A 12833-nucleotide genomic window follows, 5' to 3' on the forward strand; every position below is an offset into this window, starting at 1 on the left:
CAGACTTCACTTCATCTCAGCGTTGCTGCTGTGTTTCCGTGTTGTCTTGTGGACGGGGCGCATATTAAGTGCGACCCACTCCCCTGTCAAACTTTTTTTGAACATTTTTCAAAAAATTTTTCCGCGATAACAATCACTTACCGCCATCCCCCGGAAAACCGGGGTTGTCGGCCACGCCCGTAACCGATGGATACGGCTACGGTGTGGCCACCACTGGGCCAGGCCCTGAGTCGGGTGCCGACTCAGGCAATGGTGCCGAGCAGCTTTTCCCATTCCTTGTTTTCTTTCTTCGACACGCCACCCAACAGTTCCAGAGCCTGGCGCAGACGGAAGCGCGTCAGGTCCGGACCAAGGATTTCCATCGCATCGAGCACCGATACCGAACTGGCCTGCCCGGTGATCGAGGCGAAGATCAACGGCATGGCATCGCGCAGCTTCAGCTCCAGGGCATCGACCACCGCCTGGATGGTCGCGGTGATGCTGTCCTTCTCCCACTGGCGCAGGCTTTCCAGCTTCCACAGGATCAGTTGCATCAGCTTGCGCACGTCATCCGGCGAGAGTTTCTTGTGTTCGAACAGTTTGGCATCCAGCGGCAGGCTGCCGGCGAAGAAGAAATTCGCCAGTGGCGCGACCTGGCTGAAGGTCTCGACACGGCTCTGCACCAGCGGCGCGATCTTCATCAGGTACTCGGGGTTGAACGCCCAGTTCTGCACGCGGCTGGCGAACTCTTCCACCGGCAGGTCGCGCAGCCACTGGCCGTTGAGCCAGGACAGCTTCTCGATATCGAAGATCGGCCCGCCCAGGGAGACGCGGGACAGGTCGAAGTTGTCGACCATCTCCTGCAGCGAGAACTTCTCGCGCTCGTCCGGCATCGACCAGCCCATGCGCCCCAGATAGTTGAGCATCGCCTCGGGCATGAAGCCCATGCGCTCGTAGAAGGTCACCGAGGTCGGGTTCTTGCGCTTGGACAGCTTGCTCTTGTCCGGGTTGCGCAGCAGCGGCATGTAGCAGAGCTGCGGCTGCTCCCAGCCGAAGTACTCGTAGAGCAGGATCAGCTTGGGCGCCGACGGCAGCCACTCTTCGCCGCGCAGGACGTGGGTGATGCCCATCAGGTGATCGTCGACCACGTTGGCCAGGAAGTAGGTGGGCAGGCCGTCGGTCTTCATCAGCACCTGCATGTCCATGCGATCCCACGGGATCTCGACATCGCCACGCAGCATGTCCGGCACCACACAGACGCCTTCGCTCGGCACCTTCATGCGGATCACATGGGGTTCGCCAGCGGCCAGGCGACGGGCCACCTCCTCCTTCGACAGCAGCAGCGCACGACCGTCGTAGCGTGGGGTTTCGCCGCGAGCCATCTGCTCGGCGCGCATCTGGTCCAGCTCTTCGGCGGTGCAGAAGCACGGGAAGGCGTGGCCCATGTCGACCAGTTGCTGGGTGTACTTCTTGTAGATCTCGCTACGCTCGCTCTGCCGGTACGGACCGTGCGGGCCGCCAACGTCCGGGCCTTCGGCCCAGGTAATGCCCAGCCAGTTCAGCGCATCGAAAATCTGCTGTTCGGACTCGCGGGTCGAGCGCAACTGATCGGTGTCTTCGATCCGCAGGATGAACTCGCCACCATGCTGCTTGGCAAAGCAGTAGTTGAACAAGGCGATGTAGGCGGTGCCAACGTGGGGATCGCCAGTAGGCGATGGCGCGATGCGAGTGCGAACAGTGGTCATGGGCGGTCTCGAAATAGAGATAAAACAAAGGGCGAATGGTAACAGGCCGACCGCCCTCGCCTCCAGCACGGGGCACCCGGCCGAGGGCATATAAGCCAAGCTTCGGTCTAAAAATAACGCTGGACCACTAAAACCCCGGTTTATTCGTTAGTGGCATTTACCCACTAATTACGCTGTGCCAAATTTGTCTACCGAGAAGTTCACTAATTATTCGATCGTTGCCCATGCCCGCCCAACTCAAACGCCGCCTGTTCGTCTTCCTGCTGATCGTCCTGCTGATCGCCCTCGGCTTCTTCGCCGAGTGGTTCTGGCGTGGGCGCTTCCATGAAAGCACCGATAACGCCTATGTCCAGGGTGAAATTACCCGGGTCTCCAGCCAACTCGCGGCACGCATCGACCAGGTGCTGGTGGCCGACAACCAGCCTGTCGAGCAAGGCCAGTTGCTGGTCCGGCTCGAAGGCGCCGACTTCCAGCTCGCCGTCGACCGGGCCAACGCCACCCTTGCCACCCGCGAGGCCGAACGGCTGCAGGCGCAGAGCAAGTTGACCCAGCAGGCCAGCCTGATCGCCGCCGCCGACGCCCAGGTCGCGTCCAGCCAGGCCAGCCTCGGTCGTTCACAGATCGACCTGTCGCGGGCGCAGACCCTGCGCAAGCCCGGCTACGTTTCCGAAGAGCGGGTCACCACCTTGTCCGCCGACAACCATATCGCCCGCTCCCAGGTGGCCAAGGCCCAGGCCGACCTGCAGAGCCAACGCCAGCAGGTCAATGCCTTGACCGCCGAACTCAAGCGCCTCGACGGCCAGATCGCCAGCGCCCGCACCGAGCTGGCCCAGGCCGAACTGAACCTGGGCCGCAGCGAGATCCGCGCGCCGATCAGTGGCAGGGTCGGCCAGCGCGCGGCGCGCAACGGCCAGTACGTGCAAACCGGCGCCTACCTGCTGTCGATCGTTCCGGACCAGGACATCTGGGTCCAGGCCAACTTCAAGGAAACCCAGATCGGCCACATGCGCCCCGGCCAGAACGCCACGCTGCTGTTCGACGCCTACGAGGACACGCCGATCCAGGGCCGGGTCGACAGCCTGTTCGCTGCCTCCGGCGCGCAGTTCAGCCTGCTGCCGCCGGACAATGCCACCGGCAACTTCACCAAGGTGGTGCAACGGATTCCGGTCAAGCTGGTCTTCCCTGCCGACAACCCGCTGCGAGGGCTGATCCGTCCGGGCATGTCGGTTACCGTCAAGGTCGATATCCGCGACACCGCCAATGGCCGGTGATGCACTGATCCGCCCGGTCGGCGAGCCGACCCGGCGCGACTGGATCGCGGTGATGAGCGTGATGCTCGGCGCCTTCATGGCGGTGCTCGACATCCAGATCACCAACTCTTCGCTCAAGGACATCCAGGGCGCCCTGTCGGCGACCCTGGAGGAAGGCTCGTGGATCTCCACTTCCTACCTGGTGGCGGAAATCATCATGATCCCGCTGACCGCCTGGCTGGTGCAGTTGCTTTCGGCCCGGCGCCTGGCGACCTGGGTATCGCTGGGGTTCCTCGCCTCGTCGCTGCTGTGCTCGCTGGCCTGGAACCTGGAAAGCATGATCGTGTTCCGCGCCATGCAGGGCTTCACCGGCGGTGCGCTGATCCCGCTGGCCTTCACCCTGACCCTGATCAAGCTACCGGAACACCACCGTGCCAAGGGCATGGCGATGTTCGCCATGACCGCCACCTTCGCCCCGTCGATCGGTCCGACCCTCGGTGGCTGGCTCACGGAGAACTGGGGCTGGGAATACATCTTCTACATCAACATTCCCCCAGGCCTGATCATGATCGCCGGCCTGCTCTACGGCCTGGAGAAGAAAGAGTCGCACTGGGAACTGCTCAAGAGCACCGATTACGCCGGGATCGTCACCCTGGGGGTCGGCCTGGGCTGCCTGCAGGTGTTCCTGGAGGAAGGCCATCGCAAGGACTGGCTGGAGTCGCAATTGATCCTGACCCTGGGCAGCGTCGCCCTGCTGAGCCTGATCACCTTCGTCATCCTGCAACTGTCCAGGCCCGACCCGCTGATCAACCTGCGCATCCTGCGCAATCGCAATTTCGGCCTGTCGAGCATCTCCAGCCTGGGCATGGGCGTCGGCCTGTACGGTTCGATCTACCTGCTGCCGCTGTACCTGGCGCAGATCCAGAACTACAACGCACTGCAGATCGGCGAAGTGATCATGTGGATGGGCGTGCCGCAGCTGTTCCTGATTCCGCTGGTGCCCAAGCTGATGAAATTCGTCTCGCCGAAAGTACTCTGCGCCCTGGGTTTTGGCCTGTTCGGGCTGGCGAGCTTTTCCTCGGGGGTACTCAACCCAGACTTCGCCGGCCCGCAGTTCAACCAGATCCAGATCATCCGCGCCCTCGGCCAGCCGCTGATCATGGTGACCATCTCGCTGATCGCCACCGCCTACATCCAGCCCCAGGACGCCGGCTCGGCGTCGAGCCTGTTCAACATCCTGCGCAACCTCGGCGGCGCCATCGGCATTGCCCTGCTCGCCACCCTGCTGGACGCGCGAACCAAGATCTACTTCGACTACCTGCGCGAAGCTATCGTCCCGGCCAACCCGCAGGTCGCCGAGCGCCTGGCACTGCTGGCGGAGAAGCTGGGCAGCGATGCGGCGGCGCTGGGCAAGCTCAGCGAGATCACCCATCAGCAGGCGCTGATCATGGCCTACAACGACGCCTTCCACTTCGTCGGGATCACCCTGGGCATCAGCATGCTCGCGGTGCTGCTTACCCGGGCGCTGCCGGCAGGAGTCAAGGCTGGAGAGGCGCACTGACCCCAAGGTCCCTTCACGGGCCAGCCCGCGAAGGAGCACGCACAGAAGCGGAATGACTACAGACGCGGCCGGTTGCGCTCGCGGATCAGCTCGATCAGCGCCCGCAGTCCCGCCGGCACATGCCGGCGGCCGGGGTAGTACAGCGACAGCCCATCCAGCGGCGGGCTCCAGTCCTGCATGACCGGCACCAGGGTCCCCGCCGCGATATCGGCTGCGGCGTTCCACTCAGAGACATAGGCCAACCCCAACCCGGCGCGCGCAGCCTCCAGGACCAGGCTCGGCTCATCCAGGGTCAGCACGCCCGGCACATCCACCTCCAGGCTCTCGCCGTGACGGGAGAACTCCCAGTGGTAGATCCGCCCGCTGGGCATGCGCAGGCGAATACAGCGGTGCTGGTGCAGGTCGGTCGGCGTTTGCGGCAGCGGATGTTGCGCGAAGTAGGCCGGACTGCCCAGCACCAGCAGGCGCAACGGCAGGCCCAAGGGGATGGCGATCATGTCCTGGGGCACGCTCTCGTGCAGCCGAATCCCGGCATCGAACCCTTCCACGACAATATCGATCAGCTTGCTCTCGGTGACGATATCCACGTTCATCTGCGGATAACGCCGCATGTATTCGATGAACAGCGACATCGCCTGGTTCGCCGCGCCCGTCGAGGTGTTGATGCGCAAGGTCCCGCTGGGAATCCCGGCATGGCTGCCGGCCTGCTCCATGGCTTGGCGGATGGTCGACAGCGCCGGCGAGATGTTCTCGACAAACTGAGCCCCGGCCTCGGACAAGGCGACACTCCGGGTCGTACGGTTGAACAGCCGCGCGCCGATCCGCCCTTCCAGCGCTGATACCGCATGGCTCAGCGCCGAAGTGGACACATCCAGTTCGGCAGCCGCCGCACGAAAACTCCGATGCCGGGCCACCGCCAGTACCGCCTCCAGCTCACTCAGACCGGACGTGCGCATTATCCCAAATTCCTCATCAAGTCATGTCGATTTATCCTGCTTATCAGGCCAATGCTAGTGGCTTACCGTGTTCGACACCACCCGCACACGTTCTGGAGCAGCCATGCACCGCATCGATCAGATCTACATCAACGGCACCTTTGTCACCCCTCATGGCGAGGAATGGTTCGATCTGTTCAACCCAGCCAGTACCCAGGTCATCGGCCAGGTTCGTCTCGCCGACGAACACGACGCCGATGCCGCCATCGCTGCCGCCAAGGCAGCCTTCCCGGCCTTCTCGCGCACCAGCCAGGCCGAGCGGGTGAACATGCTGCTGCGCATGCACGCCGCCATTGCCGCCCGCGAGGAGCAACTCAACGAGGCGATCATCGAGGAATACGGCGCCCCCACCTCGCGCTCACTGTGGATGGCCCGGCACGCGGCCAGCGTACTGCAGGAGTCGGCGCGGGTGCTGCAGGACTATGAATTCACCCGCCAGGCCGGTAGCGCCCAGGTCCACATGCAGCCGCTCGGGGTCGCTGGCCTGATCACCCCATGGAACAGCAATGCCGGCTTCATCTGCGGCAAGCTGGCCGCAGCCCTCGCCGCTGGCTGCACGGCAGTGATCAAGCCCAGTGAAATGAGTGCCTTGCAGACCCGTATCGTCACCGAGGCGCTGCACGAGGCCGGGCTGCCACCCGGTGTGTTCAATATTGTCACCGGCCGCGGCGACACCGTCGGCGCGCGGATCAGCAGCCATCCGGACGTGGCGAAGATCTCCTTTACCGGCTCGACCGCAGTCGGCAAACAGATCCTGCGCTCGGCCGCCGACACCCTGAAGCGAGTCACCCTGGAACTGGGCGGCAAGTCGCCGGTGCTGATCCTCGACGATGCCGACTTCGACCAGGCCATTCCCCTGGCACTGCAGGCCGGCTTCATGAACAGCGGCCAGGCCTGCGTCGCCGGCAGCCGGATCCTGGTCCCGGAACAACGCCTGGCCGAGGCCGAGGCGGCCGTGCGCAAGGCCATCGCCGGAATCCGCAGCGGCGATCCACGGGCGGCACAGACCAGCATCGGGCCGATGGTCAGCGAGAAGCAGTGGCAGCGGGTGCAGCGCTACATACGCATCGGCATCGACAGCGGTGCGCGCCTGCTGAGCGGCGGTGAAGGGCTGCCTGAAGGCCTGGAGGCCGGTTGGTTCGTCCGGCCGACGGTGTTCAGTGGGGTGACCAACGACATGACCATCGCCCGTGAAGAAATCTTCGGCCCGGTGCTGTCGATCATCACCTACCGTGACGAAGCAGATGCCCTGCGTATCGCCAACGACACGCCCTACGGTCTGCAAGCCTATGTGCTGGGCAACGACGTCGAGCGGGCCCGTCGGGTCGCCGGGCAGATCGAGGCCGGGCGCGTGCTGGTCAATACCCTGGCCCATGAGCCGAAGGCGCCGTTCGGCGGGTTCAAGCAATCGGGGATCGGTCGCGAGTACGGCGCCTATGGAATGGAGGCCTTTCTCGAACCCAAGGCGCTGCTCGGACTGCCTATTTGAAATGCGCTCCACCGTGGGAACCGACTTGCGGACTCCCACAAGGCAGGTCAGTGCAGAAGGATGAATTCGCGGGCTTGCCCGCCGCGGTTCCGGGCGGTAGGTTGGCCGACATTCACTGGCCGACTGGCGGAGAGCCGCATGTCCAACGTAGTACTGGTGTTGACCGAGACCGTCAACGAATACCTGCCGATCATCGAGCGCCATGGCTTCGAACTGATCCTGGCGCCCACCAGCGCCCTGCGCGCCGAGGCCATCGCCGCCCATGGCGAGCGCATCAAGGCCGTGCTGACCCGCGGCCCGCTCGGCCTGTTCGCCGACGAAATCGCCGCCCTGCCATTGCTGGAGATCATCTGCGTGATCGGTGCCGGCTACGAAAAGGTCGACCTGTACGCCGCCAAACAGCGTGGCATTGTCGTGACCAACGGCGCCGGCGCCAATGCCTCGTCGGTGGCCGATCACGCCATGGCCCTGCTGCTGTCGCTGGTCCGTGATATTCCCCGGGCTGATGCGTCGGTACGCCGTGGCGAATGGCGCAAGCTGATGCGCCCGTCGCTGGGCGGCAAGCGCCTGGGCATCCTCGGCATGGGCGCCGTCGGCCTGGCGATTGCCCAACGCGCCGCGCTTGGTTTCGGCATGTCGGTGAGCTACCACAACCGCCGTCAACGCGAAGACCTCGACTATGCCTACTGCGCCACGCCAGCCGAGCTGGCTGCCGCCTCGGACTTCCTCATCATTGCCACTCCCGGCGGTGCCGCTACCAACGGCCTGATCGGCCAGCCGGAGCTGGACGCCCTTGGCCCGGAAGGTTTTATCGTCAACATCGCCCGCGCCAGCGTGGTGCACACCGACCACTTGGTGGCAGCCCTGGAACAAGGCCGGATCGCCGGTGCGGCGCTGGATGTCTTCGACGACGAGCCGAATGTACCCGAGGTACTCAAGGGCCTGGCCAATGTGGTGCTGACACCCCACGTCGCCGGCCTGTCGCCGGAGGCCTCGGAAGCCACGGTCAGCCTGGTCGCGCAAAACCTGCTGGCGTATTTTTCCGGTCAACCGGTACTCACGCCCGTTGCACTGCCCGAGTGATGACTGACGGGGCGATAGGCTATGATCGCCCACTTTCCCAATCCGCCTACGGACACTTCCTGCATGGAACGCCCACTGACCCTTGCCTGCCTGTTGCTGAGCCTTTCGCCCCTGACCCAGGCCGCCGAGGCGCCGATCGATTGCGCGGCCCTGGATACCAAGGCCAATGCCGAAGCCGGCAGTTGGCGTCCCCCTCTCGAAGCTACCGTCATCGGCCAGGGGCGGGCCTACTTTCACAGTGCGCCCAACAGCGCCTGCATCGACAAGAAGGTGTTCATCATTCCCGGCGATAGCGTCACCGTCTATGCCAGTACCCAGGACGACTGGGCACAAGTCATGTACGTCGCCAAGGGCGGCAAGGACTTCACCGGCTGGGTCGAGGAAAGCCGCCTCAAGCTCGGCGATCACCTGGGTGGCAACCTGGAACCGGACGACGCGCCGGACGAGATGCCAGAAGACACGCCAGCGCAGTAAACCGCCATCGGCCTGAACTTACGGCGAGCAATACCGGTCAGCTCAGTGAGTGCCGCCCACCCGCGCACTCACCGCAGCCTGTTCCTCGACCCGGAGTCTCGCGGCCATGACCGATCACCCCCAGGAACCCCAGAGCCCCATCGAAGCCCACGGCGTCATCGGCGACATGGGCAGTGCCGCACTGGTCAATGACCGTGGCAGCGTCGATTTTTTCTGCTGGCCAGCCTTCGACAGCCCGGCGATTTTCTGCGCCCTGCTCGACAGCCCCGATGCCGGGATTTTCCAGCTGGCGCCGGACCTGCCCGATGCGCGCCGTGAGCAGATCTACCTGCCCGACACCAACGTCCTGCGCACCCGCTGGCTGAGTGCCCAGGCGGTGGTGGAAATCACCGACCTGCTGCCGGTCAGCGATGACAAAGACGACCTGCCCCTGCTGATCCGCCGCGTCCGGGTGATCAGCGGCCAGGCCAGCTTCCATGTGCGCTGCGCCGTACGGCATGACTACGCGCGCGCGGCAACCGTGGCCCGGCTCGATGGCGCCGACGTCTGCTTCGACGCCCCAGGCCAGCCAAGCCTGCGCCTGTGCGCCGACCAGCCGCTGCGCCTGGAGCAGCAGGCCGCCGTTGCCAGCTTCCAGCTGGGCCAGGAACAAGAAGCCGAATTCCTCCTCGGCGCCGTCGACGATCCACGGGTCAAGCTCGGCGACAGCGGCGTCGCGCTGCAACACACACTGACCTTCTGGCAACACTGGATCGGCCGTTCCACCTACCGGGGCCGCTGGCGCGAGGCGGTCAACCGCTCGGCCCTGGCACTCAAGCTGCTGACCTCGCGCAAGCACGGAGCAATCCTCGCCGCGGCGACCTTCGGCCTGCCGGAAAGCCGCGGCGGCGAACGCAACTGGGACTATCGCTATACCTGGATCCGCGACGCCTCATTCACCGTCTACGCCTTCATGCGCCTGGGCTATATCGAGGTGGCCAACGATTTCATGCGCTGGCTGCGCCGGCGCGTCGACGACGGCTGCGACCAGTCCATCAAGCTCAACATCCTGTATGCCATCGATGGCACCCAGGAACTGCCCGAGAGCGAGCTGACGCACCTGTCCGGCTACGGCAATGCCCGCCCGGTACGCATCGGCAACCAGGCCTGGGAGCAGGTCCAGCTGGATATCTTCGGCGAACTGATGGATGCGGTGTACCTGACCAACAAATACGGCGAAGCCATTTCCCATCAGGGCTGGCTGCGGGTCGGCCAGCTCATCGACCACGTCTGCGCCAACTGGAACAAGCCCGATGTCGGCATCTGGGAGATGCGCGGCGGCAAGCACCACTTCCTGCATTCACGGCTGATGTGCTGGGTGGCGCTGGACCGGGCCATCCGCCTGGCGTCCAAACGCTCGCTGCCGGCACCGTTCGCCCGCTGGGACGAGGCCCGCCAGGCGATCCACAACGATATCTGGAGCAACTTCTGGAACGCCGAACGCGGGCATTTCGTCCAGCACACCGGTGGCACCGGCCTGGACGGCTCTATGCTGCTGATGCCGCTGGTACGTTTTGTCGGTGCTACCGATCCGCACTGGCTAGCGACCCTGGACGCCATCGAGAAAAGCCTGGTACGCGATGGCATGGTCTACCGCTACCGCAACGACGACCACCCCATCGACGGCCTGCCGGGCAACGAAGGCGCCTTCGCCGCCTGCTCGTTCTGGTACGTCGAGTGCCTGGCCCGCGCCGGGCGCGTCGAACAGGCGCACCTGGAATTCGAACAACTGCTGCGCTACGCCAATCCACTGGGGCTGTATGCCGAAGAATTCGATCCCCAGGCCCGGCACCTGGGCAATACACCACAAGCCCTGACCCACCTGGCGCTGATCAGCGCGGCGTGCTTTCTCGACCGCAAGCTCAGCGGCGACGTGACGCCCTGGCAGCCTTGAACGGCAAGGCCTGTAGCATTTGTATGAAGTTTGTAACGAAATTGAATATATTTCATACCCCGTCGATACAATTGATTGGAAGTCTTTCAAGCACCCTACAGTCGACAGGATATTCCCCATGGTTTTCTCACCAGAAATCCGGCAGGACGCCAAGGCCACCAGCCACCACAACGCTGGAGGTCGGGTATGAGCGTAGGTTCGATCACCGCCTGGGCCACCGAAATGCGCTCGCGGGTCCTGAAGCTGGATACCGCTGCGGCGGAAAAGGCCGCCAAGCAGGAGGTCAAGACCCGCGACGTCCTCAAGGACATCAAGCCGGACCCGAAAGCGCTCGACACGGCCAAGATGGCCCAGGACAAGCTCCAGTCGAAATTCCAGGGCTTCGACCCGAAAGCGGTCACCCCCGAGCAATTGTCCAAGTACAGCGACATTCTCAAGGAACATGGCCTGATCAGTGCGTCCACGGCGAACCTGCTGTCCACCGCCGGCGCGCAGAAAAAGCCGAACGAGAAGTTCAACGCCCTGGACTACTTCGCCAACCAGATCAGCGCTCTGCAAAGCGGCCCGACCAAGAACGACCAGTTCTCCAACTACATGATTCCCGAGTACAAGCGCGCGATCAGCGTGATGCTCAACCTGCAGCAGTTCGCCAGCTCCGGCGCCAGCCTCTCCATCGACACCAAGGCCTGAGCCCTGCCCCCACCCGTGGCGTAACGCGCCACGGGCTGCCTTTCCACGATTCCTCCCTCCGTAAGACGGTCCTGCACTCGACTACCTGCCTGTTCACACGCCAGTTAATCGCAAATGATTTTTATCTATTTATGTAAATGATTATTATATAGATTGATTCTCGACAAATTCGCGCAAACTGGAGCACCCGCAAGATGCCAAGCACAACCAACCGGGCTTGGGCCGAAGCCTGCAAGCGTCTAAGCTGGGGAGCCCATTCCCTCAGCCTTGGATCGCCGTGTGAAATTCAGCCTGCCGAAAGTTGCCACCGCCCCCTTCTGCCCTTCTGAAGTGAACGGCTCGATAGCAGTCGACAGCAGCGCGCCGTTCTTCAAGCGTGCGCTGCGCTTCGCCGGCCCCGGCCTGCTGGTCTCCATCGGCTACATGGACCCCGGCAACTGGGCCACGGCGATCGAGGCCGGCTCACGCTATGGCTACAGCCTCCTGTTCGTGGTGCTGCTGGCCAGCCTGGCTGGCATGGCGGTGCAATGCCTGTGCTCGCGCCTGGGGATCGCCACCGGCCGCGACCTGGCGCAACTGTGCCGTGATCGCTACAGCCCGCGCTCGGCAAAGGCCCAGTGGCTGCTGGCAGAAGTATCGATCATTGCCACCGACCTGGCCGAAGTGCTCGGCTGCGCCCTGGCCTTCCACCTGCTGCTGGGCTGTTCGCTGACCTTCGGCATCGTCCTGACGGCCTTTGACACCCTGCTGATCCTGGCCTTGCAGAACCGCGGGTTCCGACGCCTGGAAGCGATCATGCTGGTGCTGGTGGCAACTATCGGCGTGTGCTTTTTCATTGAGCTGGTGCTGATCAAACCCTACTGGCCGGACGTTTTCGAGGGCTTCAAGCCGTCGCTTTCGACGCTGAGTGAAACCGCGCCGCTGTACCTGGCCATCGGTATCCTCGGCGCGACCGTGATGCCGCATAACCTCTATCTGCATACCTCCATCGTACAGACCCGGCTGGTCGGCAAGGACCTCGAAAGCCGGCGTGACGCGGTGCGCCTGGCGCGCTTCGACACCATCGGTTCGCTGGCCCTGGCATTGCTGGTGAACGCGGCGATCCTGATTCTCGCGGCGGCGGCCTTCCACCAGTCCGGACACACCGATGTGGTGGAAATCCAGGATGCCTACCACCTGCTCGACCCGCTGGTGGGCGGCGCCTTTGCCAGTATCCTGTTCGGTATCGCGCTGCTGGCTTCGGGGCAAAGCTCGACCTTCACCGGTACCATCGCCGGACAGGTGATCATGGAAGGCTACCTGAACCTGAAGATCCCCTGCTGGCAGCGCCGCCTGATCACCCGTGGCCTGGCACTGATCCCGGCGTTCATCGGCGTCTGGTTGATGGGCGAAGGGGCAGTCGGCAAGCTGTTGGTGCTGAGCCAGGTGGTGCTCAGCCTGCAACTGCCGTTCGCCCTGTATCCGCTGATCCGCATGACCAGCGACGAGCGCCTGATGGGCGAATTCGTCAACCGCTGGTACACCAGGGGCCTGGCCTGGCTGCTGTTTGTGGCGATCAGCGCAGCGAATATCTGGCTGATCGCGCAGTTCTTCAGCGAATGACCCACCAGCGCCCCTAAGCCGTTCGGGGCGCT

Annotated in this window: 10 protein-coding genes; 8 read left to right on the top strand and 2 right to left on the bottom strand. The window is 63.9% G+C overall.

The genetic code is table 11. From position 1 onward, the window contains the following. Positions 1-242: 242 nt before the first annotated feature. Positions 243-1724 (bottom strand): glutamate--tRNA ligase, encoded by a 1482-nt coding sequence (gltX, locus tag AC6I6U_RS25550; RefSeq protein ID WP_497878774.1) that lies wholly within the window; start codon positions 1722-1724, stop codon positions 243-245. Between the two features lie 224 nt (positions 1725-1948). Between gltX and AC6I6U_RS25555 the strand changes: the two genes are divergently transcribed. Beyond that, positions 1949-2995, top strand: a complete 1047-nt coding sequence (locus tag AC6I6U_RS25555; protein WP_497878775.1) for an HlyD family secretion protein — start codon at positions 1949-1951, stop codon at positions 2993-2995. After that, positions 2985-4535 (top strand): MDR family MFS transporter, encoded by a 1551-nt coding sequence (locus AC6I6U_RS25560; RefSeq protein ID WP_497878776.1) that lies wholly within the window; start codon positions 2985-2987, stop codon positions 4533-4535. Before AC6I6U_RS25555 ends, AC6I6U_RS25560 begins: the two co-directional genes overlap by 11 nt. Before the next feature lie 56 nt (positions 4536-4591). Here the strand turns inward: AC6I6U_RS25560 and AC6I6U_RS25565 are convergent, their stop codons facing one another. Beyond that, entirely contained in the window at positions 4592-5491 is a 900-nt protein-coding gene (locus tag AC6I6U_RS25565; RefSeq protein ID WP_497878777.1) for a LysR family transcriptional regulator, read from the bottom strand. A 103-nt stretch (positions 5492-5594) separates the two neighbouring features. On the opposite strand from AC6I6U_RS25565, the gene AC6I6U_RS25570 reads away from it, so the two are divergent. The 6 genes from AC6I6U_RS25570 (at position 5595) to AC6I6U_RS25595 (ending at position 12801) form a co-directional block, all read left to right on the top strand. After that, a complete protein-coding gene (locus AC6I6U_RS25570) occupies positions 5595-7019 on the top strand; it encodes an aldehyde dehydrogenase family protein (RefSeq protein ID WP_497878778.1) in 1425 nt (474 codons plus the stop codon). 138 nt (positions 7020-7157) lie between these two features. After that, on the top strand, positions 7158-8102 hold the full coding sequence (locus tag AC6I6U_RS25575) for a 2-hydroxyacid dehydrogenase (protein WP_497878779.1): 945 nt from the start codon (positions 7158-7160) through the stop codon (positions 8100-8102). A 63-nt stretch (positions 8103-8165) separates the two neighbouring features. Then, positions 8166-8576, top strand: a complete 411-nt coding sequence (locus tag AC6I6U_RS25580) for an SH3 domain-containing protein (protein WP_497878780.1) — start codon at positions 8166-8168, stop codon at positions 8574-8576. A 106-nt stretch (positions 8577-8682) separates the two neighbouring features. Continuing rightward, positions 8683-10509 (top strand): glycoside hydrolase family 15 protein, encoded by a 1827-nt coding sequence (locus tag AC6I6U_RS25585; protein ID WP_497878781.1) that lies wholly within the window; start codon positions 8683-8685, stop codon positions 10507-10509. Between the two features lie 186 nt (positions 10510-10695). Continuing rightward, positions 10696-11199: a hypothetical protein gene (locus AC6I6U_RS25590; RefSeq protein WP_497878782.1), complete on the top strand. Its 504-nt coding sequence runs from the start codon at positions 10696-10698 to the stop codon at positions 11197-11199. A 279-nt stretch (positions 11200-11478) separates the two neighbouring features. Beyond that, positions 11479-12801, top strand: coding sequence for an Nramp family divalent metal transporter (locus AC6I6U_RS25595; RefSeq protein WP_497878783.1), 1323 nt, complete (start codon positions 11479-11481; stop codon positions 12799-12801). Positions 12802-12833 lie beyond the last annotated feature (32 nt).

It is taken from the genome of Pseudomonas sp. UTLPPB19802, from assembly GCF_059730225.1.

What these genes read in the sequence shown, in the direction of transcription:
- gltX (WP_497878774.1), bottom strand. Translation starts at nt 1,724, where the DNA reads ATGACCACTGTTCGCACTCGCATCGCGCCATCGCCTACTGGCGATCCC.
- AC6I6U_RS25555 (WP_497878775.1), top strand. Translation starts at nt 1,949, where the DNA reads ATGCCCGCCCAACTCAAACGCCGCCTGTTCGTCTTCCTGCTGATCGTC.
- AC6I6U_RS25560 (WP_497878776.1), top strand. Translation starts at nt 2,985, where the DNA reads ATGGCCGGTGATGCACTGATCCGCCCGGTCGGCGAGCCGACCCGGCGC.
- AC6I6U_RS25565 (WP_497878777.1), bottom strand. Translation starts at nt 5,491, where the DNA reads ATGCGCACGTCCGGTCTGAGTGAGCTGGAGGCGGTACTGGCGGTGGCC.
- AC6I6U_RS25570 (WP_497878778.1), top strand. Translation starts at nt 5,595, where the DNA reads ATGCACCGCATCGATCAGATCTACATCAACGGCACCTTTGTCACCCCT.
- AC6I6U_RS25575 (WP_497878779.1), top strand. Translation starts at nt 7,158, where the DNA reads ATGTCCAACGTAGTACTGGTGTTGACCGAGACCGTCAACGAATACCTG.
- AC6I6U_RS25580 (WP_497878780.1), top strand. Translation starts at nt 8,166, where the DNA reads ATGGAACGCCCACTGACCCTTGCCTGCCTGTTGCTGAGCCTTTCGCCC.
- AC6I6U_RS25585 (WP_497878781.1), top strand. Translation starts at nt 8,683, where the DNA reads ATGACCGATCACCCCCAGGAACCCCAGAGCCCCATCGAAGCCCACGGC.
- AC6I6U_RS25590 (WP_497878782.1), top strand. Translation starts at nt 10,696, where the DNA reads ATGAGCGTAGGTTCGATCACCGCCTGGGCCACCGAAATGCGCTCGCGG.